A 25909-nucleotide genomic window follows, 5' to 3' on the forward strand; every position below is an offset into this window, starting at 1 on the left:
GGAAGGGATCAATAAAATACCTCGGTCTCGCCTTTTAATCATCCTGCGATTAATCAAACTTACTGCCCGGCTTGAGTGTACAAATATAAAGAGGGGAATTGATTGAGCTTAGTAATAAGGCTTTGTCATTGAGCTTTTGCGCATTAAGAAACAAACCGTCATGGCTATCTGACATTTCTCGCATAAAGTAATCAAATATTACATCGGGAGATTCATCAATAGAAGAAGCACTCGCTTCCCATTGGCTAATATTATAGTGTCGTTCAGTAGGCGAAATGCGCTTTGTCGTATAGTTAAATTTCACATAGCGTTGTAAATACAACCATCCCGCTTTGGAGTCGGTATAACCTTCTACTACAATTGATCCTTTTCCATTCGCGCCAAAATTGAAGTGAATATTGCCATTAACGTTTTCATCTTTCATGTTTTCAAAACGCATGATGCCTTTCGTGGAACACACCATTAAACCATCTTGTTTATTTGAAAATAAAACCGATTGAGTGTAAATCACTACAATAATAAATAGTAAAAAGCTCAGTAAGCATAATACTTTTCCTGATATCTTCATGATGGTTTCCAAGAATAGTAAAAGTAATTATCGCAATAGCTAAAGGGATTGTCTTCATTGACTGCGCAATGCGCTAGGAACACTCGCCCCAGTCCATTTGTTTGCAGTTTATCGCCATAGAAAAAAACAAATCGTTCTTTCTCAACACATTCTAGATTTAAGTTATCTCTTACTTTATCAAAGTTTTGTACATAGTTTAGTGCTACGGTGTTATTGATCATTTTTTCATTCGATAACACATCACAATTAGTATGCTCAAGTACCGTCATGTTAATCGGCACTGACGGTTGGTTTGATAAATAAGCCATCGTCGCGAGTAAAACAGAACACAATAAAAAAGCACCACTAGCGAGATACCAACAAATTTCTTTTTTTTCTGGCGTCAATGTTGATTCTATTCTTTGGGGATCTTTAGGGACAGAAATGGGTTTGGGAATTGGAGATAAAACAACCGCTGCTGCTTCTATTTCACTTAAGCTAGTTATTAATTCAGTTTGAGGAATTTTAATATCATCAATTAATTCAAGGGAAACATCGGAATTAAATTCTAATCGCCCACGAGCAACTGTCACAATAATATTTTCAATACCATATGGGCGAAATGCTTTTCTTAATATACTTAGGTATTGGTTTAAATTACTGTTCGATGAAACTAATCCATTATCATCCCATACCGCTTTTAATACCTCATCTCGAGAAACAACGCCTCTGTGTTGAATAAAATAAAATAATAATGCATTGGCAGTTATCGACAGCTGTGTATCCACCTCATCTTCTTTTAAAGATAAAGTGCCATCAACTGCATCATATAGAATGAAAGCATTGATTTTATATTTCACTGTCGCCTCATGTGCTTATTTTATGAATAAAATTGCACTACCGTTATTATTACTATTTTTACTTATGTACTGTTTTTACTTATGGAGTTTTTTCAAATGATATTGCCGTTAGCCGACTAACAATCGCATCACGTTCTTGCTGTGATAATGTTTCTCCCTCAGTCAATGACGAAAGCCATAACCCATCAGCCGCATAACGTACTAACGCCCCTAAATAACTGTTATCAAACTCATCGCCCTTCGCTAAATGGTTGGCTACCCAATCTCGCCAACACTGGCGTAATACAGGCTCAGTTGGCATCGCTAAGGACAGTAAGGCAAGTTGAAAACTTTCATCTGACTCTTTTAACTCACCGATGTAATGCAAATACGCACGAGAAAAGCGTCCATAAGTGTTTTGGTCATTCTCCATAATGATATTTATCCGCTCATCCATAATTTCCAGCAATTGAAGGAAAAGGGCATGAATAAGCTCTTGCTTCGAGGGAAAATGGTGCATCAATCCACCTTTACTGACACCCGCTTCTCTTGCTACTGCATTGAGAGATAACGAAGAAATCCCTTCTCTACCCGCAATAATACGAGCAGCTTTCAGTAGCTCCACTTGAAGCTTGATTGGGTCTTTTTTTCTATGCTGCGCGGATTTGTTCATGCGATGAATGATACCGACCAGTCGGTATGTTTCATTTTGACTAAAATCAAGTAACCCTGATTTGTTCATGGGTAAATCTAAATAGTGGAAGAGGACTCACAATATCGAATTATGAGCTGTTGTATCCCCATAGTTAATTTTAAAATATCAATTTTTTTTGATGCTCATTGACTTAATTAATTTAACTTAGTTTTGCACACATTCAGATTATGATGTTTAATGATAACAACGAAATAAAATTCTGAAGAAGTAATATCGGTTTGCAATATTCCTAATTAACTATCCGTGAAAGAGGTTTTATCATGTCAAATCAATACAATATTGGCGTTATTGTTGGTAGCTTACGTGCTGATTCTTACAATTTAGTTGTAGCTAAAGCCATAACTAAATTATTCCCCGCGAATTTCACGTTTAACTTTATCAATATTGGTGAACTACCTCTCTACAACCAAGATGCAGACCAAAATGTGCCCTCAGTTGTGGCCAATTTTAAATCTCAAATTAAAGCTTGTGATGGCATTATTTTTGCCACCCCTGAATATAACCGTTCAATGCCTGGCGTATTGAAAAATGCAATAGACCAAGGTTCTCGTCCATGGGGAGATAACTCGTGGGATGGTATTCCAGCAGGCGTTTTAGGTGTTTCTATTGGTAATATCAGCACAGCAATTGCCCAACAGCACTTACGCAACAGCCTGGCATTTTTAAATATGCCGACCATGAACCAGCCTGAGTGTTTCCTAAAATGGTATGACGGTATGGTCGATGAACAAGGTAACATCTCACCAAAAAGTAAAGATTTCCTACAACCGTGGGTAGATACCTTTGTGAAATTTGTTGGCCATAATGCCAAACATTAGCCATTAAAAAAGCATCACGATTGTGATGCTTTCAGACTGCTGACAAACCTATTATGTTTGGCAGCAAGTCTAATAGGTTTTGAAAATAAATTAGGAAAATCAATTTATTGATTTTCAGCTGATAACACAAAGCGGGAAAAACCACGCTTTTATCGCGCTTTGTCAACAACCTCAAGGCATCACGATTGTGATGCCTTTGTTTTATCTTCAAACACTATTTGGCTTACTACTAAAACAGCAATTAACGCCCTGCTTTGAGCTTTTGGAAATACTCTTCATACAGGATATTGGTATTCCCCACATCGCTTTGCCATTCGCCTTTTTGCAGAACTTCTTCACTTGGATAAAGTGATGGGTCATTGGCAATCTCAGCAGGTAATAATTTTTTAGCGGCTAAATTTGGTGTTGGGTAACCAATAGATTCAGCCACTTGAGCCGCAATTTCTGGACGCAATAAGAAATTAATTAGCTTATGAGCCCCTTCCACATTTTTTGCATTGGCGGGAATCGCTAAGCTATCCATCCAAAAAATTCCGCCTTCTTTTGGCCATACCACTTCAATTGGTAAGCCTGCTTGCCGTGCAACGAACGCAGAGCCATTCCATAACATACCGACATCCACTTCACCTTCAATAAATGGCGTCGCTGGGTTGTCAGAGTTAAAGGCTAGAATATTTGGACGTAATTTTTGTAGCTCTTTATACGCCTCTTCAATTTGTTTCGGGTCAGTGGTATTACCTGAATAACCTAACTTGGTGAGCGCAACTTGGAAAACTTCCCGTGCATCATCCATCATCAGCAGGCTATTTTTATATTCAGGTTTCCAAAAATCTGCCCATGAGGTGATAGATTGTGGGTCAACCGCTTCACCGTTAATACCAATCCCTGTAGCTCCCCAAATATAAGGTACAGAATAATCATTATTCGGGTCGAATTCTTTATGAATTAAGTTTGGATCAAGATTTTTAAAATTGGTCAGTTTGCTTTGATCAATTTTTTGTAGCATCCCTTCTTTACTCATTTTGGCAATAAAATAAGTCGAAGGTACCACCAAGTCATAAGCCCCTTCTTTATAGGTCTTTAACTTGGTATACATACTTTCGTTTGATTCATAGGTGGAGTAAATCACCTTGATGCCAGTTTCTTTGGTGAATTGCTCTAATAAACCGGGAGGAACATATTCTGTCCAGTTATAGAAATACAGTACATCTTTGTTATCGTCAGCGGCAGTTGCCGTGCCAATACTTGCAGCCATTAACCCTGCTGCCAGTAGGTAGGACCATTTTTTCATTACTGAGTTTCCCTCAACAAAGTGTTTTTTATCCCTATATACATCAAGTAACCACTTGAGTTATTTAGGGCATATATCTTATAGGCTAAATGAAGCCCACCCTCTCGCCGCATGGCATCAAAAAGGCGCTGTTATAGAAAAACCAGCGCTACCAATCGTTTATGATCTCGCTTTTTTCGAGTATTTATCCCGCATCACCCATTGACTTAAACAAACAAGTAGCAAGGACATAATCAACAACACTGTCGCCAAAGCATTTACTTCTGGGGAAACCCCAACTTTTACCATTGAATATATTTTCAGTGGCAAAATTTCATAGCTTGGCCCCGTGACAAATGACGAAACCACCACATCGTCCATCGACAATGTAAAGCTCAGTAACCATCCTGCCACAACCGCGGGTAGCGCTAATGGCAAAATGATTTTTCTTAAAATAGTAAACTCACCCGCACCAAGGTCACGTGCCGCTTCTAGCATTTTTACATCAAAATCCTTTAACCTTGCATACACCGTCACCACCACAAAGGGTAAACAGAATGTAATATGGGAAAAAAGCAATGACCAAAAACCTAACGAGACCCCAAGGATCATAAATAGAACCAATAATGAAATCGCCATAACGATATCAGGGGACATCATTACCACAAATAACATACCACCGACGAAAGGTTTTCCTCTAAAACGATAGCGAAATAATGCGACAGCCGTTAGTGTACCAATAGCTGTTGCGAAGGTCGCAGACAAAACAGCCATGGTTAATGAATGCCCTGCGGCTTCTAATAAGCTATCGTTATTACTTAGTAGCTCATACCATTTGGTTGAAAACCCTTGCCACTGAATACCAAAACGCGATTCATTAAAGGAATTAACAATCAAAATGATGATTGGAATATAAAGATAAGCGTAGATGATGGCCATAAAGCCACCACGCAGAGTACGTCCGATCATTCTTCATATGCCTTTTTATTCAGAAGCTTAGCTGCTCGGTAATACACATACAGCAATAATCCCATCATCGCCGTGAGGAAAATGCTTGTTGCTGCCCCGAATGGCCAATCACGAATATTTAAGAACTGGCTCTTAATCACGTTACCAATCAGTAGATTTTTCGCACCACCCATTAAATCCGCCACATAGAACAGCCCCATTGCAGGTAATAAAACCAGCAAGCAACCTGCAATAATTCCTGGCATCGTTAAAGGAATGATGATTTTCACGAACCGTTGAAATTTATTCGCTCCGAGATCCTTTGCAGCTTCTATATATGACTTATCCAACTTTTCAATACTTGAATACAGTGGCATCACCATAAACGGCAACAATATATAGATAAGGCCTAATATTACGGCCTCAGGTGTATACATAATTTTCAATGGTTTATCGATAACACCAACCCACAGTAAAAAGTCATTTAAGTACCCTTTGGTACTAAGAAAAACTTTTAACCCGTAAATACGAATCAATGAATTGGTCCAAAATGGCACAATTAACAAAAATAGCATCAACGGTTGTATCCGTTTCGGTAACCTTGCCAATATAAAGGCAAATGGATAGCCGATAACCAAACAGAAAAAGGTTGCTATCACCGCCATATTGAGCGAGTGCAACATGACCTCTGCATACATCGGGTCAGACAAGCGAATGTAGTTATCCCATGTAAAAACTAAGTCAACTAAGTTGGTGTCACTGCGCGTCAAAAAGCTAGTGCCAATAATCATAATATTAGGCAAAAAGACGAACAGCAGCAGCCAGGCGACCACCCCGGTGATAATAACGTTCTGCAAAATTTTATGCTTACGAATGATCATCCAGAACTACCTCCCAACTTTCAACCCAAGTTACAGCAACTTTTTGGTTAAGGGAGTGGTCGACATCGGGGTCATCTTCATTGAAGAATTCGCTTACCATGACAATTTTGCCATCTTCCATTTCAACCACTGAATCTAACGTCATGCCTTTATAGTTACGCTCACGAACGTAGCCAATCAGCCCCGGATAGTTATCTGCATCATTCACCTCTTCAACACGTAAGTCTTCAGGACGTAATAACACACTAACGTGCTGCCCTTCTTTGACAGAGAGCTCGGTAAAAATATCGCATTCGTGGCCTTCAACATTGGCACGAATACGTTTATCATCAATGCGATACAATACTTTCGCATCAAAAATATTAATTTCACCAATAAATTGAGCAACAAACAGGTTTTTTGGTTCCTCATAGATTTCACGAGGTGTTCCGTCTTGCTCAATTTTCCCTTCACGCATCACAATGATTCGATCAGACATGGCTAAGGCTTCTTCTTGATCGTGAGTCACAAAAATAAACGTGATCCCCAGTTTTCGTTGAAGCGCTTTTAGCTCATTTTGCATTTGTTTGCGCAGTTTGTAATCAAGCGCAGACAATGATTCATCCAGTAATAGGACTTTCGGGCGATTCACTACCGCACGGGCTATCGCCACACGCTGTTGTTGACCACCAGACAGTTGGTTGGGTCTACGCTCAGCAAAATCTTCTAGCTGCACCATACGTAAGGCTTGATCGACACGTTTTTGGATTTCAGCCGCAGGCGTTTTTTGCATGCGTAGGCCAAATGCCACGTTGTCGAAGACTGTCATATGAGGAAATAAAGCGTAGCTTTGGAATACGGTATTTACAAAGCGGTTTTCCGCTGGAATATCCGTAATATCTTGACCATCAAGAATAATTTGACCATCATCGACATCTTCCAGCCCAGCAATAAGACGTAAAACCGTCGTTTTACCGCAACCAGAAGGCCCCAGAATGGTCAAAAACTCACCGTTCTGAATGGTTAAGTCAAGCTCAGAAATAATTTGTTTGCCATCAAAACCTTTACTTAAAGATTTTAATTCAATGAGTGGTGTCAGAGAGGTTGTCTCAGTCATTTATTATACACTCTATCCCTAGGAATAATGCAGATAGAACCGCCACCGTTAAAGACTGTATAAGCTTGTCGGAGGTTTACTCTGTCGACTTAAGTAACATGAGTAACTAATTTTCCCCAGCAAAGCCCAAAACCAGTAGCGCCATTTAAACTTCATAAGGCATGCATGATAAACACTGTTTTTGCAAATTGAAAGCCATTTTCACAACTTCGTTTGCCTTTCATTATGAATTATCAATAAATAAAACAGATTTTTTAGAAAAATAAGCGACATAGCGATCTATAGAATCAGTCTGTCTATATCTATAGATTTACATGAAAAATCGGAAGGCAAAACTTAAGTCAAATTCAATGAAATTCATAGAGTTAAAGTGATTCATAATAAAAATAATAATAATTATGGAATTAATAGTTTTTATTAATTTTAAATTTTTAATTCATATATTGAATGATATAAGCTTTAATTCAAGTTTTTATGATGATTATATCTGCTAGATATATATCGTGATTACACATGAAAAAAGCTAATAACTGGCAACATCTATAACAAATAATTAAAGTCGCAGTTAATAATATTATTATGTGATTTAAATCTAATTTTTATTAATCCTTGTTTTTTATCTCAATAAATTTAACCAACATCATATTATCCTTTGCATCTCTTTGAATATAATAATCAAATTTATATAATTTCAAGCTAAACTGTAACTTTTAGTGACTTATTTTGTAATTTTTGTTTCATTATTACACCTATAAATTTTACTTTGTATCTTTCGAGTTAAACCAATTAAAGAATAAGCATAAACCTACGGGTGATTATTTTTGGAAATTCCACTGAAATTAATATGTGAGTGAGCAAAATGGCCAATAAAGCGTTTTTTTACCAAGAACCTTATCCATTATCTGAGGATAAAACCGAGTATTTCCAAGTCTCTGATAAATATGTTTCTGTAGAACAATTTGCAGGCAAGCAAATTTTAAAGATTGAACCTGAAGCATTAACCCTCCTTGCGGAACATGCAATTTATGAATCCCAGTTTTTTTTTAAGGGCTGCGCACCAAAAACAAGTCGCTGCTATCTTACAAGACCCAGAAGCCAGCGAAAACGACAAATATGTGGCATTGCAATTACTTCGCAATGCTGAAATTTCTGCAAAAGGTATTTTGCCAAACTGCCAAGATACCGGCACCGTTGCGGTTGTTGGGAAAAAAGGCCAACAAGTTTGGACAGACTGTGATGACGAAGAGTACCTGTCACGAGGGATTTACAACGTCTTCCAACACGAAAACCTGCGTTTTTCGCAAAATGCACCGCTAGATATGTTTAATGAAGTCAATACAGGTACAAACCTGCCAGCACAGTTTGACATTTTTGCGACCACAGGTGATGAGTATCACTTCCTGTTTGTCAATAAAGGCGGCGGTTCTGCAAATAAATCAGCACTTTATCAAGAAACAAAAGCAACCTTAACACCAGCTAAGTTAAAAAATTTCTTAATTGAAAAAATGAGAAATTTAGGAACAACAGCTTGTCCACCTTATCATATTGCTTTCGTTATCGGTGGCACCTCTGCGGAAACAACACTGAAAACAGCCAAACTCGCCTCAGCGAAATACTACGACAATCTGCCAACCACAGGTAATGAATATGGCCGAGCTTTCCGTGATATTGAGCTAGAAAATGAGTTATTAGAAGCGTCACGTCATCTTGGCTTTGGCGCCCAATTTGGTGGTAAATATTTTGCTCACGATGTGCGTGTTATTCGTTTACCTCGTCATGGCGCCTCTTGCCCAATCGGTTTAGCCATTTCTTGCTCGGCTGACCGAAATATTAAAGCTAAAATCACCAAAAGCGGTTTATGGCTTGAAAAAATGGAGCATAACCCAGCCCAATACATTCCTGAATCTATGCGTCACCAAGCTGAAGGAAAAGTGGTGCATATCGACCTCAACCGTCCAATGAAAGATATTTTGGCTGAGCTAAGTAAACACCCTGTATCGACCCGTGTTTCCCTCAGTGGCCCACTGATCATCGCTCGAGATATTGCGCATACCAAGCTTAAAGAACGTTTAGATAACGGCGAAGAATTACCACAATACTTTAAAGACCACATGGTCTATTACGCAGGGCCAGCCAAAAAACCGGAAGATATGGTTTCTGGTTCTTTAGGCCCAACAACGGGTAACCGAATGGACCCCTACGTTGACCTGTTCCAATCCCACGGTGGTAGCATGATAATGTTGGCGAAAGGCAACCGAACTCAAGCGGTAACCGATGCATGTAAGAAACACGGCGGTTTCTACTTAGGTAGTATTGGTGGTTCAGCAGCAATACTGGCGCAAGAATATGTGAAAAGCTTAAATTGCCTTGAGTACCCAGAATTAGGCATGGAAGCAATTTGGAAAATGGAAGTTGAAGGGCTGCCAGCATTCATTCTCGTTGATGACAAGGGCAATAACTTCTTTGAACAAGTCCAAAATGAGACTTGCAGTAAATGCGTTAAGTAATATTTGCCACTCTAGCGCAATGGAATGCGCTAACTTTCGTTAGCCTGTATGATTATGTTACATAGTCATACAGTTACATAGTAAAAGAGCAGGCCAAAAACCCGCTCTTTTATTATCACTCACATCAATGCATAACTAACATCAATAATAGTTAATTCGAACAATGGTTGAGGCGTTAAATCCTCCCGTTTTCACCGTTCCCGCCTTTTTAATGGTTGCACTATAATCACGCGTTACTGATGTGCTTCCTTGCGGTAAACTGCCGAAAAATTGGAAGTAATTGAATTTTATCTGATTACTTTTATCATCCATAATTGTCAAATTGGTTCCATTTTTCAAATCAATCGCATATTCGCCATTTAATGGATCGGTTGTTTCAAAATTGATATTCATCGAGAAGTTATCAAGACAACCTCTTTTCACTGCTTGAACTTGAAAATCTTTTTTAAATTCTTTCCCTTGATTCAATTCTGTGATCATTAACTGGCCAAAATCAATTTGCTGTGATTCTGGGAAAACTTTAATATCCGCACCACATTTTAAGAAACGAATCCCTCGTAACCCAGATATCGAATAGCGTAAGTTTTTCGCTCCCGGTGTCGTATTGATCCCCCCGCTCCCATCAAATTGGAAAACCGTAAATTGGTTATCACCTTCATAATTCCCAGACGGCGGGACCGTACCTGTTACCTTAATATATAAATTAAATGTGACAGTCACAGTAACGCTTTGCTTGCCACTAATTGGCGGTGTTCCCAAGCTGACTTTTTGTTTATCACGCTCAAGTTGTTCACCTTGGTAGTTAGCTCCAAGTAGTAATCCTGTCCCTAATTTTTGTGATGTCGGGTTAAAATACATATGAACAACGTCAACCATATTACCGAGTACGTTATCGCAATAAACAGTGACTGTTAATGGGTCAGATTGCCAAATAACCGTTCCCGCAGGTGTATCTGAAGGAATCGCTAATTGCCCAACCGGTACCGCAGGTTTAATGACGACTCCAGTCCCAGCTTCAACACAATCTAAAGCAAATGTTTTTGGGCTAATAAAAACAAACAGAAATAAAATATAAAAACCATATTTTTGAATAAACGTGTGTATCATGATTTATACACCTTATATGTAAGTAATATTTAAGGTAATTTGCGTTTTAATATTACCCACTGTTAATTCATTTCTTGGCAGATAACTCTCTAGCATGGAATAAATCGTTATTTGCTGGTTATCATCAAAATAGATGGGATAACTGCGGTATTCTCCATTAGGAACAATATTGCCATCTTTATCCATCAAACGAATGCCATAGCCATTTAGAATGGTTTTACCACCAAATAAATTGCGGTCTGTACTTTCAGTTGGCTCTGAAATAAACATGATCCGGACAACCGGATCTCTATCATCGCGATCACGTTTTGGAAAAATGCAGTCATCAAATTTCAATTTGATTTCATGCTTAGGGCTTCTGTCCCCAATTTCATTAAAGTAATTCAGAGATATTGGCCCTAATTCAATATTTTGATCTATCGAGTAAAATGAAATCTTACAAGGCAATGCCACCACATTTCCCGTAAAATTAAGATCACCTCTCATCATGCTACTATCTGCATAAGCTTGGCTGGTGCATAGCGATAGCATAAAAAGACATATTGAAAAGTAGCAATTTCTCATATCTAAAATCCTATTGGCTCTCTTTTGACAACTGGCAGGTTGATGCAGCGCATTGGTAAGTCAACATTTTCATACCACCGTAATCATCCATATACCCGGTATATAACTGATTAAAACTGCTTGATGGCACGGGGACACTTTCTTTAGAAAACGGGGCTATCATGACACTTTCAAAACCAGGAAAGTTTTTCTGGTTGGTATTACTCAGGTAACCAAGAGTCACGTAATATTTAGTTGGATTTTCAATTAATAATTGCCCACCTGTATGTGTATATTTCAGCTCTTTAGCCCATACTTTGTCGCTATTATTTTCGATTTGAGGTGGACGATAAAACATTTTTAGACGACTTTGAATCGCAATCTGGACAACATTTTCCTTATCTGCAACAGGGGGAATTTCGCGCACATTTAAATAGAACAGCGATTCTCTATCTTGTGGAAGAGCGTCAATTCCCTCCGTTTTAATAATTTTTATCTGGTTTTTAGCATTCGGTTCGACACGTTGCATTGGAGGTAAAACGGTAAAAGGTTCAGAAATCTTATTCCCTTTTTCGTCTTCCATCCAAGATTGAGCTAAGTAGGGCATTGTTTTACTTTGGTTGTTAATAACCAAACTCATTGATTTATCTTTGCCTGGAAAAATAATCCGTGTACGGTCGATATTAATCGCAGCAGACGCAACTTGCATGCCGACAAAAACTAATGAAAATCCTAAAGCTACTACATACTTTTTACTCATACATCATTCCTTTATTGGCAAGGGATCAGGACTTTACCCTGATTTTTTTCGGCAATATTAGGTAAATTCAAACTACATTGGTTTGCGCCAGCGGCCCATTTCACTATGTAGCTTTCTTCTGGAACCACACCCGTTAAATAAGCAACGCCACTATCTGCAATAATTCCGACTTCTCTTCCTGTGCCTACTTCAATCACACTGGTACCAAGCGGTGGATAATTTCCATTATTCAAACGGATAATTGCTAGAATACGTTTTCCTTGGTTCGCTTTTATTCTCTGATAACCAATTGAGCCCTCAGTCAATGTTTTACCAATAATGTTGTCATTGACATCCACATCATCAGGTAATGTATTCATATCAATGTAAACATCTGAATTAGAAAAACTATTTAAACTTGTCGCAACACCAATACCAAATCGGTTCGTGACAGATTCTCCATTATCAATAGAAATTCCTGCGACATTATCACTATCAATCATTACCCGAGGTTCGTTGTTAGTCCCGTTACGGTGCATGGCCGCACCGTATTTTGTTGCAGTCATGGAGCCATACCAACTACCGCCGACAGCGCGATATGAATTCACATTTTCTGTCGCATTAACATTTAACACGCCATAAGGCGATGAATATTGATAACTACCACTGATATTTGGCTCTGCACGCCCAAGTTTGTGCTGGTCACCGCCCACACGCATACTCCAGTAGTTGTTATTCTCATTTGCACTGTAATAACCCACTGACTGGCCAAAGCTATGGTCACTATCTGCATATTGGGCGTCATAACTCACTGAAGCCCCGTTTTCGAGTGGCACGGAGAAAGACAGATAAATTTGGTTATCATCCGTCTCTTCATATTTAATTTTATTAAGAGATAATGTGCCGGAAATATTTTTAATTTGCCCAATACTGAATAACTTACTAAAGCTCATCCCAAAGTTTGTTGTCGATTCGCTATTCCAAAATTGACGATGAGAGGCATTAAAATAAACCGTTAAATCCAATGGGCTAATGTATTGATTAAAAGACGCGGTATAGACGTTTTTGTCACGCCTAAAATCAAGCACACCATTAGCTGCATCAATGTATTGAGGCATTGTTAAGAATTCTTTTTCAGAAAACTTATAGCCTGCAAATGTCACCTGCGAATTGGTAGATTCAAAACGTTTAGAATAATTTAAACGGTAGCTGTTACCTGAATAAGAGCCAAAATTATCTAAATTTGCATGGGTACGAGTAATATCAAGGGAAATAGCACCAAACATATTCATGTTTTGCCCTATTCCCAAGTTCATCGCTTGATAATTGTTATTATCGACCGTGGCAATTAACCCGCCGAAAATTGATGTGTTACCAAATAAACCATAGGAGACTTCCCCGACAATAAATTTAGGGTCAATTTTCTGTGAGCGGCCAAATGGGTCAGATTGCCCCATGGTAAATTTATAAAGCAGCTGCCCCTGACGGGTTAAAAACGGCAACGATGCTGCTGTTACTTGATAAGTGGTTTTTGAACCGTCTTCTTCCTCAATAGTTACATCTAAAGTACCTTGTACTGCTTCAGTAATATCTTGAACATTAAATGGCCCGGGAGCGACTTTAACTTGCTTAATCACACGCCCATTCTGTGAAATAATCACCATCGCATTTGTTTTAGCGATACCCGTAACCTGAGGCGCATAACCACGTAGTGAAGGCGGAAGCATCCGATTATCACTAAAAATAGACGCCCCTATAAAGCGAAAACTATCAAATAAATCAGTCTTCAAATAAGACTCACCAAGTAAAACCTTTGCCCCCATTTGAGGTAAGGCACGAAAGGCATATAACTGAGTCCAATCAAACCGTTCATTCGTTTTACCTTGAGAACGATTATATTGATATTGATAGTCCGCACGGAAACGCCAAGCACCTAAGTTAACGCCAGCGGTACCGTTACTACTACCACTGAATGTTTCACTGTTATTTTTAGGCGCAGAATAATTAGCAAACAGGTTATAGTCGAGAAATGCTCCCATAATCCCATTTTCCCATTGGGAAGGTGGAACCCAATACGGATCATCGTATTCAAGCCAAGCTTGAGGAATAGAAAATAAGATATTTTGATTCGCTTTATCAAAGCGATAACTAATATCTAAATTTTTAGATAGTTCAACACACTGGCCATTATTATTTTGCAGAAGCTCTTCCTTTATCTTCTTTTTTATGCAAAAATATTTACCATCTCTGGTGTAACACAGAGTGTTGAAGTATCTTTACTCTCTTCAATGAACTTAATTAAATACTGCCCTGATAGTTTTCTACCATTTAATGTGATATCCGTTAGATATTCGCCGGCAGGAATAAAGTCAGGGTTTGAAAATTGACTCAAATCAATATTATCTCTGTCCTTAGCATCAATAATATTCATATTAAATTCCACTGCATTTGATATTCCCGAAACGGAAAATGCCAACGCAATCGAAAATAATATTTTATTTATTTTAAACTGAGGCAATAGAGACATGATGTTCCCTGTCAAAAAATAAAAGCTAAGAAAGGAAAATAACAGGCAAATATATGCCTGTTATTTTAAATAAAAAATTACAGGTAGTTTAAAGCATAAGTTGCTTGAGAAATGATGCTACCAGTTTCAACTTTACTACCATTTGCTTCAACACGTGCACTGAATACTAATTTATTTGGACCATCCGCTAATGGCAGCTCAACACTGGTGTCACCAACTTTCATTGTTGCACCATCAGCGTTGATTAAACGAACACCAACACCTTTAGAAGTACCAGTGTTTGCCAGTAATTCTTTAGCTGTAGTATCTGGAGTACCCGTGAAAGTTACTTTAACTTTGCTAACTGCAGGGAAGACAACTACATCGCTAGAATCTTTAACTTCACCTAAATCACAGTTTTCTAACTGGATATTGTATTGAACGCTTTGGCTATATTTGTTACCAGTTTCTAATACTTTATTTGCAACTTGGCCAAGGTCAACGTTAATTGTACCGTCACCTGGGATTGAGCAAGGTGCATTAATAACTTTACCAGTAAAATTGATGATACCACTTCCTTGATCTACAGGTGCTGCGTTTGCAATACCGAATGAAGAAGCGATAATTGTAGCTAATGCAATTTTAGTTAATTTCATTTATATTTTCCTATAAAAAGACGACATACGTACCAATCACCTAATAATCAATAAATTATTAAGTTGATATCTATTTGCTGAGAATTTAATGATAAAAAACATAAAGATTAGGTTTTTATTAAGAAAAATAAAAACGCTATATCTTTATTAGATTAGATGTTTTATTAATTTTAAAACATATTATTTATAATTATCTTATTAATTTCGATTTATAATTAGATTATTCTTAATATTTTAAATTAATTATTTTCTTTATTGATAAAAACATCATCGATAAAAAAACAAATCATTTCAGTTTCTAACGCATTAGCAAGCACGTGCAAATTTTCAATATTGATATTGCACTCACCTCTTTCATAGCGTGATATTTGTTGCTGACTTACACCAACAAGATTCGCTAATTCAATACCAGAAAGCCCTAAGTGCTTTCTTCTTTTTCTAATCTCTCTACCTACTATCCGATTTACATTTATCATCAACAATAGCCCAAAATAACCTAAAATATTAAATGGCTAAATTATATTACAGATCAAAACCTTTAACATAATGAACAGCACTGCTTATATAACCAAATCAAAGTAGAACAAACCAATTAAAACACGAAATTTGAGTTAATTATAGTTTTCAATATATAAAAGTAAAACTGTTTATAACGATCAATCGAATAAATTAAAGCCATTGAAACCTATCAATATTTCATTATTTTAGTTTTAATTATCTTATAGGATAAAAAACACATTATTCTTATTAGTTACTATTTTAATGAAAATGATTAAATATAACATAACAAATTGATTTTAAAGAAAAATAATTTATTACCATTAACAGTGGTAATAAACAAAAATATGGCGAGGATTTAATTTATAATATAACTAAGACATTTATCATAAATTTATTATGGTATTCATTGATTACTAAGTATTTTTATATACTTATTTTTTATATATTAATTTATTTTTTACATTTTTAATGTTTGCTTCAAAAAAACAACTGCCAATGGTTTTTTTATTTTTATTATTTATTTTAATTAAATTAACAGAGGTTTTTGCTTACTCGCAATAAGAGTTTAGAATATAAAAAATGGTGATTTTTTTTTAATGGGCACGATCTACTCATAAGTAAAACAAATTATCCGTAATAAGAGTAATATCAATATTGATAACCTTCAATAACCCACATATTGAGTAAAAACCAACAGTCTACAACAAAAATAACTCTTAAATAACAATGTGTTACATTTATTTCCAATTGTAACAAATCACAAAAGTATATTGCAAGCTTATAGGATAAAAATGAAATATAACAAAAATAAAACATAATAATTATAGCTTCAGGCATAATAAAACGAGTAAAACAAGTGTTTTACCTCGCCTTTTCCCAAGAAAATAGTCAAAACGACAAGAAGGAGGCATATGAATATTGTATTTTGCTCATATAGCTTAGGTTAAATTTATGCTTTTAATTCGGAGAATAAGGACTACTTGCATACCTAATTCACTAAATAAGAGTATTTATTGAGGAATAATTAACCAATCACTCTTTAAATAAAGTAGATAATATAAGAATATCACGCTTAATGTGAGGTTTTATTTCGTATAATATAATGCAAATCTATCTTTTTACGTTAATTTACGTATAAAAAAACTATTTTTAAGTGTTCTTAAAGCTTTATTCAATAACTAACCGTTATTGAATAAGAAAATAACTCATTATTTTTTGTTTGAACAACATGATTTGATCTCCTTAAACCAAGGAGATCAAAATGATGCCAACACAATCACAGCTTCGTGTTGCAACTGTACAGTTCCAACACCGCCCTAGCGACAAACCCTATAATTTAGAACGTATCCATGACTTTATTACTCAAGCTGCACAACAAAAAGTGAAAATACTGGTGTTACCTGAAATGTGTATCACTGGTTATTGGCACGTGCCGAAGCTACCAGATGACGCCGTTTATGCATTGAGTGAAACCTTGCACGATAGCCCATCATTAGCATTGATCCGCCAGCGTGCGATTGAATTAGACATGATTATTGGTGTTGGATTGATTGAAAAAGGGTTAGATGGCAAATGCTACAATACTTGGGTCGCTTGCATGCCAAATGGACAATACCATGCTCACCGTAAATTGCATGCGTTTGAGCACCCAACCATTCATAGTGGAGATAGTTACACGGTATTCGATACACCATGGGGGGTAAAAGTTGGTATTTTAATTTGTTGGGATAATAACTTAATTGAAAACCCACGCATAAACGCACTACTTGGCGCAGATATTATTCTTGCTCCCCACCAAACCGGTGGAACTCATTCGAGTAGCCCTTATGGAATGAAACCACTCAACCTTAGTCTCTGGGAAAATAGAAAACAGAACCCCCAAGCACTATTGGAGGCATGCCAAGGTGAAAATGGGCGAGGATGGCTAATGCGCTGGTTACCTTCAAGAGCTCACGATAATGGCGTTTTTTATCTGTTTAGTAATGGCGTTGGCCTAGATGATGATGAAATTCGCACAGGTAATGCAATGGTGATAGACCCCTATGGCCGAATTGTCAAAGAGAGTTTATTGGTTGAGGATGATGTGGTCATTGCAGATCTTGACCTTAGTTTGCTTCCAACCTCGAATGGGCGGCGTTGGCTTACAGGTAGAAGACCTGAATTATACCGCATTATGACTGAAACTCTGGGCTATGAAACCGATATTCGTAGTGTTCGCTTTGCGGAGCAGAACTCCCCTTATCATAAAGAAAAGCCATAATAGCTAAAGTCAATGACACGCCATAGCATTCATAATACAAATACTATGGCGTCTTCTACTATTAGGAACTGGCTAACCATCATGGATACTCGACTACTCCGCGCATTTATCATTCTTGCAGAAACAAAAAATTATCGCGAAGCTTCATCACGTTTATATATTAGCCAGCCAGCCTTAACGAAACAAATTCAATTACTTGAAAAACAATTAGAGATGACTCTGTTTGAGCGTGGACGTCATGGCGCTGTATTGACTCCACACGGTAAAATACTATTTCCCTATGCACAGCAAGTGCTTGCTCACACTACTGAGCTTTTACGTCAATCCGCAATACTTCGAGAACAACCTCCTGTAAAACTAACTGTCGGATTTGGCATATCAACATTTCACGAAGCGTCCTTATTTGTTGCACGGCTGCGTGAAAAACTCCCTGATATTCCAATTCAGCTGGATGACATGCCTTCTCACGAAATGGAGAAACAGCTACAAACTCATGAATTGCATATTGCTTTTACTCGCCAATTTGCATTTAAAAACACAGATAGCTTAGTGAGCAAAGCATTAAAATTTGAAGTACTTGCTTTAGCCGTCGCACAAAAATCGGCGTCTCGATTATCAGTTAAGGAATATCTAACTCATTTTCCTTTATTATTGTTACGCGCAGAACGTGGCTCAAAGCTTCATCAACAAATTCAGCGCTACCTAAAATATGAAAGCTTATTAATTACGCCTTCTCAGGAAGCAAATGATATTCAAACATTAATTGCACTCGTCGCCGCTGAGGTTGGTGTGAGCCTCTTACCCTATAGTGCAAAAAATATCAGCTCAAAAGACATACGTTTTATTCCGATTCAACATTGTGAACATGCCCAATGGCGGATTGATGTGGTATGGCAGGCTTCATTACCTAAATTATGGCAAAACACCATCCATGAATTAATTGATGAAGTTTATGGAGCATTCTCAAGAGAGAGTGAATCAGAATAACTCCGTAATTCCTATATATTAAACATTTGAACTCTGATATTTATTATCATTATCATCGTAAGATAGGCACATATTGATATGTCTGGTAACCAGTCAATAACTCCCCTTAAAATTATCGCTTCTGGTGTGGCACTTCCTGAGCATAAAATTCTCTCGTCCATGTTGGATGAAAAGTTAAATAAATCAAAAGGGTTTGTCGAAAAGCATTCAGGTATCGAATATCGCTTCCATGCAAGTCATACCGATTCACAAGCCCTTTTAGCCGCCCAGGCGATTCAAAATGCATTGCAGGCGAACCATATCCCACCAAACAGTATTGATATGTTGATTAATGCCTCTGCTATCCCAGTGCAAGCGCTACCGTGTTCAGCAGCGCATATCCTTGAGCAATCGAATTTAAACCAAGGAATTGCCTGCTTTGATGTCAATTCAAGTTGTATCAGCTTTATCACTGCGTTACAGATTGCAGCGGGGCTATTAGCCACCAGCGCTTATCAACGCATTGTGATTGTTTCTGCGGATATCGCCTCGCGCGGTATTGACTGGCGGGATAAAGAGTCATCACTGATTTTTGGGGACGGTGCTGCTTGTGTTGTCGTGGAAAAAGGAGATGGAAATAGCGGAATTATTTCTTATACCCACACCACACATACTGCAGGCATTGATTTTTGTGAAATTCGCGCAGGTGGTACAAGATGCAATCCGCGCTCGGGTATGACCGATGATGACTTCCTGTTCCACATGCAAGGGAAAAAATTGTTTCGCCTCGCGTCTTCTTTGATTGAAGATTTTATGCAACAGGTTTTCAGTGAATCGGGTTTACAGCTTAAGCAAATTGGTACCGTGATCCCACACCAAGCGAGTCACCTTTCTTTAGAGCATATGCGCCAACGTGTCGGGGTAACAACGGAGCAATTAGTCGATATCTATAAACATCGAGGGAATCAGGTTGCGGCCTCCATCCCTTCTGCATTACATGAAGCCATTATTACAGAACGTTTCTATGAAAAACCCAGTGCCATGTTAATCGGTACTGCTGCTGGGTTAGCGCTGTGCGCCATGGTATTAGTGCCATGAAAATATTGGTAACAGGCGCAACAAGTGGCCTGGGACGCAATGCTAGTGAGTACTTACTTGAAAGAGGCATTGATGTGGTCGCTTGTGGGCGAAACCAACAAGCAGGAGAACAACTAAGTCAATTAGGTGCAACATTTATTGCTGTTGAATTAGCTGAACTCACCGTTGAAGAAGCGAAAATGCTCATGGCGGGTTGTGATGCTATTTGGCATTGCGCCGCCCTTTCTTCGCCTTGGGGAAAACGCCAAGATTTTGAAAAAACAAATGTTCACGCCACTCAAATATTGGCTATCGCAGCAGGGGAAGCAAAAATCTCACGCTTTATCCATATTTCCACCCCTGCCATTTATTTTAATTTCACCCACCAGCAAAATATTCATGAGTCCACGGTTAATAAACATTTCGCTAACCAATATGCCAGAACAAAGTATTTAGCCGAAACCATGATCGAGCAATGCGTTAGTCAATTTCCGGCAACTCGTTATACTATTTTGCGCCCTCGTGGCTTATTTGGTCCTCATGATCGTGTTTTGCTACCGCGTTTGCTCACCCAAATAAAATCACGCAAGGGAAAACTGGTGTTACCTAATGGGGGAAATAACCATTTTGACCTCACCTATGTGGGAAATGTGGTTCACAGCATGCAGCTGGCGACGTTCAAAGAAACACTCCCTAACGGAGCCATTTACAATATTACCAACCAACAGCCACAAGCACTAAAAAAGACATTAAATCAATTGTTTAATGAACTTAATTTAGAGTGCGAAATTCGTTCAGCCCCTTACCCTTTGCTGTATGCTATTGCCAGTCTATTAGAAGTCATTGGCCGTTTAACGGGAAAAGAGCCATTACTCACACGCTATAGCCTCGGTGCAGCCTATTTCACCATGACATTAGATAACCAAAAGGCACAGCAAGAGCTGGGCTACTATCCTTTATATAGTATGCAACAAGGTGTTCATTTGACCGCAAAATGGCTGAAAAAACAGGAGAACCCATGCTAACTATTCATCAATATGAAGTGGGTTATTGCACACATCCGGGCTGTGTCGCGTTAAAAGGCGCCAGTTTTAAATCTTGTAAATTTCCAGCAAGGGCATGGCTGATAGAGGATGAACACCAGCGTTGGCTGTTTGATACCGGGTATGCCACTCATTTTTATGATCATACGCGCCATGGCATTATGCGGCTATATCGAGCAGTCACTCCAGTGTATTTCGAAAGCAAAGATGCCCTTGTCAATCAATTGGCTAATGATGGCCTAAAACCTAATGATATCAATGGTGTGATTTTATCTCATTTCCATGGTGACCATATCGCGGGGCTACGTGACTTCCCTAATATCCCCATTATTTGTTCAGGAGATGGCTGGGCTAAAACACGCCCTTTGACTGGGTTTGCTGCATTGAAAAATGCCTTTGTCAGTGGACTATTACCAGATGACTTCGAACAACGCACTGTATTTTATGAAGGTTTCCCCAAGGTGGCGCTACCAAATGAATTGCAAATTTTAGGCGAAGGCTATGCAGTTAATCAGCAGAAGACGTTATTGATTGTGCCGCTCCCTGGGCATGCCGCAGGGCATATTGGTTTGTGTGTACTAACTGACTCAGGCTGGATATTGCTCGCAGGTGATGCTGCTTGGTCACCCACTAATTACCGCGAATTGCGTGGCCCCATGGCAATTGCCAATATTATTATGGATGATAAGCAGGCTTATTATGAAACACTGAATAAATTACATGAAATTGATAAGCGCAATGTGGTTATCCAACTGTGCCACGAAGGGGATTTATTGTGATCCTCTCGATGCTTTGGCATTACTGGCGAGCTCGTCATTTGACGTTTCGTAACCGTGGTGAACTGGAAGCTTATCAACAAAAACGTTTAGCGCATTTTAAACGCAAAGTATTAGCGAAAAGCCCCTATTTTCAGCGGTATATCAATCAGCCATTATCTAATTTCCCCATAATGAATAAACAAATCATGATGGATAATTTTGATGAGATGAATACCGCCGGGCTGTTAAGCCAAACACTTCTAGAATGTGCGCAAAAAAGTGAACAATCTCGGGATTTTGCCCCTAAAGTGGGGCGCTACAGTGTCGGGCTATCCTCTGGAACTTCGGGCCGTCGAGGCCTTTTCGTTGTCAGCCCAGAAGAACAAAATGTCTGGTCTGGCAGTATGTTAGCTAAAATGTTACCCCAAGGCCTGTTTAATGGTGAGCGTGTTGCTCTGTTTTTACGCGCCAATAATAACCTGTATGAAAGTGTCAATAACCGTTGGATTTCACTGCGGTTTTATGACCTTTTCGCGGATTTTGATCTGCAACTTAGCGCTCTTGAACAATATCAGCCTTCGATTATCGTTGCGCCAGCCCAAGTGTTATGTACGATTGCTGACGCCATCAACCAGCAGAAAATTCAATTAAATGTACAAAAAGTAATTTCCGTCGCTGAAGTACTAGAACCCCATGACAAACAAAAATTACAGGGTTGTTTTTCCCATGTAGGGGAAGTCTACCAAGCAACGGAAGGGTTTTTAGGCTGCACTTGTTCTCATGGTACTATGCATTTAAATGAAGCTTTTGTGCATATTGAGCCTAATTGGCTTGATAATGACCGTTTTTCACCCATTATCACGGACTTTACGCGCAAAACACAGCCTATCATACGTTATCAACTCGATGATGTTTTAGTGGTGAAAAATACACCTTGCCCTTGTGGCTCTCCTGAAATGGCGATTGAACGTATTGAGGGTCGCTGTGATGATTTGCTTCAACTTCCGGGCTATAACGGCAAAATGGTGACTATTTTTGCAGATCCCTGTGCGCGGGTGATTGTGAATCACTTGCCTGTTACTGCTGACTTTCGCTTAACCCAGCAAGGCAACGCATTATATTTACAGGCTGAATGTTCTCCTACAGAGCTATCTCTCTGCCAGCAACAGCTAACACGCTATTTTACAAACCAACATGTTGATATTTCTCAATTAGATTGGCAATTATCCACTGCCACTATTACACAAACACTCTCCGTTAAAAAGCGACGTATAACCCGTAAGGAAGCGAAATGAATAGCAGAGAATTATTCACTCGCTTTATCTATTGCCTACTCGGTTGGGGAACCGTTGGCATTGTTTATCAATATACCGGGCAAGTGACTGGGCAAGCTCATGTTTTATCACCCAGTGAGCTGGATAATGCCGTCCCATTTTCACCCGATGCCATCTGGCTTTATCTCTCCTTTTTTCTGTTTATCCCACTTGGGTATTTTCTCAGCCCTCTAAAAAAAGCTTACTCACTCATGTATGCCATGCAGCTCTGTGCGCTGGTTTCTGGGGCGGTCTATTTGTGGTACCCCACGACTATGCTGTACCACGACTACGATTTATTGGCCTTATCTGGGCAGGCTTTGTCTGCTTTGATTAATATTGATAGCCCACAAAATTTATTACCTTCTCTACATGTCTCATTGACTCTCATCGTGCTCAATGCATTATGGTCAATACAACAAAAATTTCGCACGGTTTTAGCCGTTATTTGGGCGATTGCTATTTGTACCTCGGTATTGGTGCTAAAGCGCCATTTAGTTATTGATGTGGTTACTGGTGCACTCACCGCTTGTGGTGCATTACTGATTGTTCACACAGCGAAATTTGTCTTAAAGAGAAACACTGATGAATGAATTAACCTTTCCGATTGTTTTCATGTTAGCGGTCGTGGTCGCAGAAGGTTTAGTGATCGCCAAAACGCAAAAAGGAACCGTTAGCTGGCAAGAATTGGTGTTCAACCTGAACTCTGGCCATATTATGTTGTGGTTATTTAGAGGGTTAGAAATTTTTTGTTACGGCTTTGTCGTGACCCACTACTCATTCAACCTCGTTGAAAACTGGCCAACCGCACTGGTGTGGGTGTTTGCGATTTTTGCTTGGGACTTTGGTTTTTACTGGCTACACCGCTTGCACCATACCTACCGTGTTCTATGGGCCGTTCATGTGGTTCATCACCAAGGGGAGCACTATAACCTATCATTAGGAGTGCGTAATTCGTGGTATTCATCACTGACATCAATCCCATTCTTTATGCTACTGGCACTAATGGGGATTCCCTTAGAGGTGTTTATCACCGTTTCAATATTGCACTATACTATTCAATTCTTTAACCACAGTGCGCTGATCCCGCGTTTGGGTTGGTTGGAGAAATTTATGGTAACGCCACAGCACCATAGAGTTCACCATGTGAAAGAAGGGCATTATTCCAATCGTAATTTCGGGGGCAGTTTTATTTTTTGGGACAAACTGTTTGGCACATTTTCCAAGTTACCTGAAACTGAACACCATTTTGGTATCAAAGGCGCTCCCGCTTCTGAAAACCCGTTTATTGACAGCAACTTACCTTTTTGGCGTATCATTAAACGCCGTAGCCAACCCAAAGCAAAACCCGCACCATTATTTCGCGTAAACCAAATCGCATTAGTAATGGGAACACTTCTCCTATTTAGCTTGGTTATTGGTTACGTCTATATTTATGGTTATGGTTATCAAGGTACAACCCAACAGCAAGTGGTTTTATTTATCTTATTAGCCTTAGGTACCGTAGCTCTATCGGGTATTTCAGATGGACGTAAAATTGGCCTGATGAGCTGGTTTTTCATCGCTTGCTTGCTACTAATTTGTATTTTATTTATTTGGCAATGGACAACCCCGTTTTGGGTTATTTTTACCAGTGCACTATGGCTGCATAGTTTGTTAATGTTACTTGGTATAGGCCGAAAACCCATACAGGTGCGAGATGTTCCCTGAGCCGCTAAGGCCACTAGGCTACCAACACCGCCGTGACCAAGCGTTCCAAAAAGCATTGAACATGGCCGCTAAACACTATTTACAACAGCGTGCTGATCATCGGTTCGCTGACTTACGTTTTTATTTAAAAAGTCTAGTTTTAATTTTGTGCTGCCTAGGCAGTTACGGCATAGCATTATGCGCTAACACGTCTTGGGCATTTTTTATTTTTTACCCTCTGTTTATTTGTTTCGCATTATTATTAGCCATTAATCTCGTTCACGATGCTTCCCATAATGCAATTTTCAAGCAGGCCAAAGCCAACTATTGGCTCAATTTTTGGGTCACTATTCCGTTGGGCTTAGATCCTGAATGCTGGCGCGTCAGGCATATTATTTTTCACCACGCTCACACCAATATTCGCCATTATGATTTAGATATCGAAGAAAATTTTGTCTTACGGCAAACGCCTTATCAGCGCTGGTACCCGTTTATGCGAGCTCAGCATCTGTATTGGCCATTAATTGCCGCAATGACTTTCCCTGCACTCATTTGGTTCTTTGATTGGATGGATAGATTTCATTTGACGCGCGTCGCCCCTCATATGCGCCATCAAGGCCGTCGTGGTATTGGAGCATTTTTATTGGCTAAGTTACTGCATTTGATTGTGGCGATAGTCATACCCGCTTTTGTTATCACTGATATCAGTTTAGCGATCTTGCTACTCACTTACTTATTTAGCCAAATGTTAGCCTCTCTTATATTTGTTGTATTGATACTTGGCACCCATTGGGCGAAAGCGACTTTTTATACGCCCCCCAAAGAAGGCAATATGCCGCATGGTTTTTATACTCACACTTTTTCAACCACTTATGATTGGCAAACTACACCTCGTTGGTTAACTTATTGGTTAGGTGGATTAAACTTACATCTTACACACCATTTATTTCCCAATTGGAACCACCGCCATTACCCTGCCCTTGCTAAAATCATTGAGCAAACTGCCAAGCAGTTTTCGATGGATTATCATTGTATTAGCGCGAAAGAATTGTTTATTTACCAACAGAAGTTTTTAAAAGAAATGGGAAAGGGTAAGCAAGCGGATGAGCACTGAGCCAAACACCCCAGTG

Annotated in this window: 24 protein-coding genes and 2 pseudogenes; 11 read left to right on the forward strand and 15 right to left on the reverse strand. The window is 38.8% G+C overall.

Going from position 1 to position 25909, the window contains the following annotated elements:
- Positions 1-49 precede the first annotated feature (49 nt).
- From FVA69_RS17950 to FVA69_RS17960, 3 genes are all read right to left on the reverse strand, one after another.
- Entirely contained in the window at positions 50-568 is a 519-nt protein-coding gene (locus tag FVA69_RS17950; protein ID WP_004907954.1) for a FidL-like protein, read from the reverse strand.
- A complete protein-coding gene (locus tag FVA69_RS17955) occupies positions 565-1407 on the reverse strand; it encodes a transcriptional regulator (RefSeq protein WP_110731647.1) in 843 nt (280 codons plus the stop codon). The genes FVA69_RS17950 and FVA69_RS17955 overlap by 4 nt, the downstream gene beginning before the upstream one ends.
- A 79-nt stretch (positions 1408-1486) precedes the next feature.
- The gene (locus FVA69_RS17960; RefSeq protein ID WP_164529372.1) at positions 1487-2059 is read right to left on the reverse strand and encodes a TetR/AcrR family transcriptional regulator; all 573 of its coding nucleotides are present in this window, start codon (positions 2057-2059) and stop codon (positions 1487-1489) included.
- A 302-nt stretch (positions 2060-2361) separates the two neighbouring features.
- Here FVA69_RS17960 and FVA69_RS17965 point away from each other — a divergent pair, with 302 nt between their 5' ends.
- Complete coding sequence (locus FVA69_RS17965) at positions 2362-2919, forward strand: NADPH-dependent FMN reductase (protein ID WP_109912649.1); 558 nt, start codon at positions 2362-2364, stop codon at positions 2917-2919.
- Positions 2920-3160: 241 nt separating this feature from the next.
- Here the strand turns inward: FVA69_RS17965 and potD are convergent, their stop codons facing one another.
- The 4 genes from potD to potA all read right to left on the reverse strand — a co-directional run bounded on the left by potD (position 3161) and on the right by potA (position 7114).
- Positions 3161-4210: a spermidine/putrescine ABC transporter substrate-binding protein PotD gene (gene potD / locus FVA69_RS17970; protein WP_004907947.1), complete on the reverse strand. Its 1050-nt coding sequence runs from the start codon at positions 4208-4210 to the stop codon at positions 3161-3163.
- 159 nt (positions 4211-4369) lie between these two features.
- A complete protein-coding gene (potC, locus tag FVA69_RS17975) occupies positions 4370-5158 on the reverse strand; it encodes a spermidine/putrescine ABC transporter permease PotC (protein ID WP_004907946.1) in 789 nt (262 codons plus the stop codon).
- The gene (potB, locus tag FVA69_RS17980; RefSeq protein WP_004907944.1) at positions 5155-6018 is read right to left on the reverse strand and encodes a spermidine/putrescine ABC transporter permease PotB; all 864 of its coding nucleotides are present in this window, start codon (positions 6016-6018) and stop codon (positions 5155-5157) included. Before potB ends, potC begins: the two co-directional genes overlap by 4 nt.
- A complete protein-coding gene (gene potA, locus FVA69_RS17985) occupies positions 6005-7114 on the reverse strand; it encodes a spermidine/putrescine ABC transporter ATP-binding protein PotA (protein WP_004907942.1) in 1110 nt (369 codons plus the stop codon). The genes potB and potA overlap by 14 nt, the downstream gene beginning before the upstream one ends.
- A gap of 859 nt (positions 7115-7973) precedes the next feature.
- Here potA and FVA69_RS17990 point away from each other — a divergent pair.
- Positions 7974-9621, forward strand: a pseudogene (locus tag FVA69_RS17990) (fumarate hydratase).
- A gap of 141 nt (positions 9622-9762) precedes the next feature.
- On the opposite strand, the gene FVA69_RS21760 reads toward FVA69_RS17990, so the two are convergent.
- The 8 genes and pseudogenes from FVA69_RS21760 to FVA69_RS18020 all read right to left on the reverse strand — a co-directional run bounded on the left by FVA69_RS21760 (position 9763) and on the right by FVA69_RS18020 (position 15648).
- Positions 9763-10728 carry a fimbrial protein gene (locus tag FVA69_RS21760; RefSeq protein ID WP_109912652.1) on the reverse strand — a complete coding sequence of 322 codons (966 nt, stop codon included), beginning with the start codon at positions 10726-10728 and terminating at the stop codon, positions 9763-9765.
- 12 nt (positions 10729-10740) lie between these two features.
- Entirely contained in the window at positions 10741-11292 is a 552-nt protein-coding gene (locus tag FVA69_RS18000; RefSeq protein WP_042851502.1) for a fimbrial protein, read from the reverse strand.
- Between the two features lie 10 nt (positions 11293-11302).
- Positions 11303-12031 (reverse strand): fimbrial biogenesis chaperone, encoded by a 729-nt coding sequence (locus tag FVA69_RS18005; protein WP_004907935.1) that lies wholly within the window; start codon positions 12029-12031, stop codon positions 11303-11305.
- An 11-nt stretch (positions 12032-12042) separates the two neighbouring features.
- Positions 12043-14049 carry a fimbria/pilus outer membrane usher protein gene (locus FVA69_RS18010; protein WP_238789314.1) on the reverse strand — a complete coding sequence of 669 codons (2007 nt, stop codon included), beginning with the start codon at positions 14047-14049 and terminating at the stop codon, positions 12043-12045.
- A gap of 33 nt (positions 14050-14082) precedes the next feature.
- A pseudogene (locus FVA69_RS21765) lies at positions 14083-14271 on the reverse strand (FimD/PapC N-terminal domain-containing protein); the annotation flags it as partial.
- Positions 14235-14537: a FimD/PapC N-terminal domain-containing protein gene (locus tag FVA69_RS21470; protein WP_255456622.1), complete on the reverse strand. Its 303-nt coding sequence runs from the start codon at positions 14535-14537 to the stop codon at positions 14235-14237. The pseudogene FVA69_RS21765 and the gene FVA69_RS21470, both read right to left, overlap by 37 nt.
- 77 nt (positions 14538-14614) lie before the next feature.
- Positions 14615-15172, reverse strand: coding sequence for a fimbrial protein (locus FVA69_RS18015; RefSeq protein ID WP_109912653.1), 558 nt, complete (start codon positions 15170-15172; stop codon positions 14615-14617).
- A 239-nt stretch (positions 15173-15411) separates the two neighbouring features.
- Positions 15412-15648, reverse strand: a complete 237-nt coding sequence (locus tag FVA69_RS18020; RefSeq protein ID WP_004907928.1) for a helix-turn-helix domain-containing protein — start codon at positions 15646-15648, stop codon at positions 15412-15414.
- A gap of 1289 nt (positions 15649-16937) precedes the next feature.
- On the opposite strand from FVA69_RS18020, the gene FVA69_RS18025 reads away from it, so the two are divergent.
- The 9 genes from FVA69_RS18025 (at position 16938) to FVA69_RS18065 (ending at position 25893) form a co-directional block, all read left to right on the forward strand.
- Complete coding sequence (locus FVA69_RS18025; RefSeq protein WP_042851748.1) at positions 16938-17933, forward strand: nitrilase family protein; 996 nt, start codon at positions 16938-16940, stop codon at positions 17931-17933.
- Between the two features lie 81 nt (positions 17934-18014).
- Entirely contained in the window at positions 18015-18920 is a 906-nt protein-coding gene (locus FVA69_RS18030) for a LysR family transcriptional regulator (protein ID WP_164529188.1), read from the forward strand.
- Between the two features lie 78 nt (positions 18921-18998).
- Positions 18999-19997, forward strand: a complete 999-nt coding sequence (locus FVA69_RS18035; RefSeq protein WP_004907922.1) for a 3-oxoacyl-[acyl-carrier-protein] synthase III C-terminal domain-containing protein — start codon at positions 18999-19001, stop codon at positions 19995-19997.
- Entirely contained in the window at positions 19994-21001 is a 1008-nt protein-coding gene (locus FVA69_RS18040) for an NAD-dependent epimerase/dehydratase family protein (RefSeq protein ID WP_115168003.1), read from the forward strand. Before FVA69_RS18035 ends, FVA69_RS18040 begins: the two co-directional genes overlap by 4 nt.
- Positions 20995-21798: an MBL fold metallo-hydrolase gene (locus FVA69_RS18045; protein WP_004907913.1), complete on the forward strand. Its 804-nt coding sequence runs from the start codon at positions 20995-20997 to the stop codon at positions 21796-21798. Before FVA69_RS18040 ends, FVA69_RS18045 begins: the two co-directional genes overlap by 7 nt.
- Positions 21792-23072 (forward strand): F390 synthetase-related protein, encoded by a 1281-nt coding sequence (locus FVA69_RS18050; protein WP_184957466.1) that lies wholly within the window; start codon positions 21792-21794, stop codon positions 23070-23072. Before FVA69_RS18045 ends, FVA69_RS18050 begins: the two co-directional genes overlap by 7 nt.
- Complete coding sequence (locus FVA69_RS18055; RefSeq protein WP_164529189.1) at positions 23069-23683, forward strand: phosphatase PAP2 family protein; 615 nt, start codon at positions 23069-23071, stop codon at positions 23681-23683. Before FVA69_RS18050 ends, FVA69_RS18055 begins: the two co-directional genes overlap by 4 nt.
- Entirely contained in the window at positions 23676-24800 is a 1125-nt protein-coding gene (locus FVA69_RS18060; RefSeq protein ID WP_109912659.1) for a sterol desaturase family protein, read from the forward strand. Before FVA69_RS18055 ends, FVA69_RS18060 begins: the two co-directional genes overlap by 8 nt.
- Positions 24790-25893: a fatty acid desaturase family protein gene (locus tag FVA69_RS18065; protein WP_164529190.1), complete on the forward strand. Its 1104-nt coding sequence runs from the start codon at positions 24790-24792 to the stop codon at positions 25891-25893. The genes FVA69_RS18060 and FVA69_RS18065 overlap by 11 nt, the downstream gene beginning before the upstream one ends.
- Positions 25894-25909 lie beyond the last annotated feature (16 nt).

It is taken from the genome of Providencia sp. PROV004 (assembly GCF_011045615.1).
GTDB classification, from domain to species: Bacteria; Pseudomonadota; Gammaproteobacteria; order Enterobacterales; family Enterobacteriaceae; genus Providencia; species Providencia rettgeri.

What these genes read in the sequence shown, in the direction of transcription:
- FVA69_RS17950 (WP_004907954.1), bottom strand. Translation starts at nt 568, where the DNA reads ATGAAGATATCAGGAAAAGTATTATGCTTACTGAGCTTTTTACTATTT.
- FVA69_RS17960 (WP_164529372.1), bottom strand. Translation starts at nt 2,059, where the DNA reads ATGAACAAATCCGCGCAGCATAGAAAAAAAGACCCAATCAAGCTTCAA.
- FVA69_RS17965 (WP_109912649.1), top strand. Translation starts at nt 2,362, where the DNA reads ATGTCAAATCAATACAATATTGGCGTTATTGTTGGTAGCTTACGTGCT.
- potD (WP_004907947.1), bottom strand. Translation starts at nt 4,210, where the DNA reads ATGAAAAAATGGTCCTACCTACTGGCAGCAGGGTTAATGGCTGCAAGT.
- potC (WP_004907946.1), bottom strand. Translation starts at nt 5,158, where the DNA reads ATGATCGGACGTACTCTGCGTGGTGGCTTTATGGCCATCATCTACGCT.
- potB (WP_004907944.1), bottom strand. Translation starts at nt 6,018, where the DNA reads ATGATCATTCGTAAGCATAAAATTTTGCAGAACGTTATTATCACCGGG.
- potA (WP_004907942.1), bottom strand. Translation starts at nt 7,114, where the DNA reads ATGACTGAGACAACCTCTCTGACACCACTCATTGAATTAAAATCTTTA.
- FVA69_RS21760 (WP_109912652.1), bottom strand. Translation starts at nt 10,728, where the DNA reads ATGATACACACGTTTATTCAAAAATATGGTTTTTATATTTTATTTCTG.
- FVA69_RS18000 (WP_042851502.1), bottom strand. Translation starts at nt 11,292, where the DNA reads ATGAGAAATTGCTACTTTTCAATATGTCTTTTTATGCTATCGCTATGC.
- FVA69_RS18005 (WP_004907935.1), bottom strand. Translation starts at nt 12,031, where the DNA reads ATGAGTAAAAAGTATGTAGTAGCTTTAGGATTTTCATTAGTTTTTGTC.
- FVA69_RS18010 (WP_238789314.1), bottom strand. Translation starts at nt 14,049, where the DNA reads ATGGGAGCATTTCTCGACTATAACCTGTTTGCTAATTATTCTGCGCCT.
- FVA69_RS21470 (WP_255456622.1), bottom strand. Translation starts at nt 14,537, where the DNA reads ATGTCTCTATTGCCTCAGTTTAAAATAAATAAAATATTATTTTCGATT.
- FVA69_RS18015 (WP_109912653.1), bottom strand. Translation starts at nt 15,172, where the DNA reads ATGAAATTAACTAAAATTGCATTAGCTACAATTATCGCTTCTTCATTC.
- FVA69_RS18020 (WP_004907928.1), bottom strand. Translation starts at nt 15,648, where the DNA reads ATGATAAATGTAAATCGGATAGTAGGTAGAGAGATTAGAAAAAGAAGA.
- FVA69_RS18025 (WP_042851748.1), top strand. Translation starts at nt 16,938, where the DNA reads ATGCCAACACAATCACAGCTTCGTGTTGCAACTGTACAGTTCCAACAC.
- FVA69_RS18030 (WP_164529188.1), top strand. Translation starts at nt 18,015, where the DNA reads ATGGATACTCGACTACTCCGCGCATTTATCATTCTTGCAGAAACAAAA.
- FVA69_RS18035 (WP_004907922.1), top strand. Translation starts at nt 18,999, where the DNA reads ATGTCTGGTAACCAGTCAATAACTCCCCTTAAAATTATCGCTTCTGGT.
- FVA69_RS18040 (WP_115168003.1), top strand. Translation starts at nt 19,994, where the DNA reads ATGAAAATATTGGTAACAGGCGCAACAAGTGGCCTGGGACGCAATGCT.
- FVA69_RS18045 (WP_004907913.1), top strand. Translation starts at nt 20,995, where the DNA reads ATGCTAACTATTCATCAATATGAAGTGGGTTATTGCACACATCCGGGC.
- FVA69_RS18055 (WP_164529189.1), top strand. Translation starts at nt 23,069, where the DNA reads ATGAATAGCAGAGAATTATTCACTCGCTTTATCTATTGCCTACTCGGT.
- FVA69_RS18060 (WP_109912659.1), top strand. Translation starts at nt 23,676, where the DNA reads ATGAATGAATTAACCTTTCCGATTGTTTTCATGTTAGCGGTCGTGGTC.
- FVA69_RS18065 (WP_164529190.1), top strand. Translation starts at nt 24,790, where the DNA reads ATGTTCCCTGAGCCGCTAAGGCCACTAGGCTACCAACACCGCCGTGAC.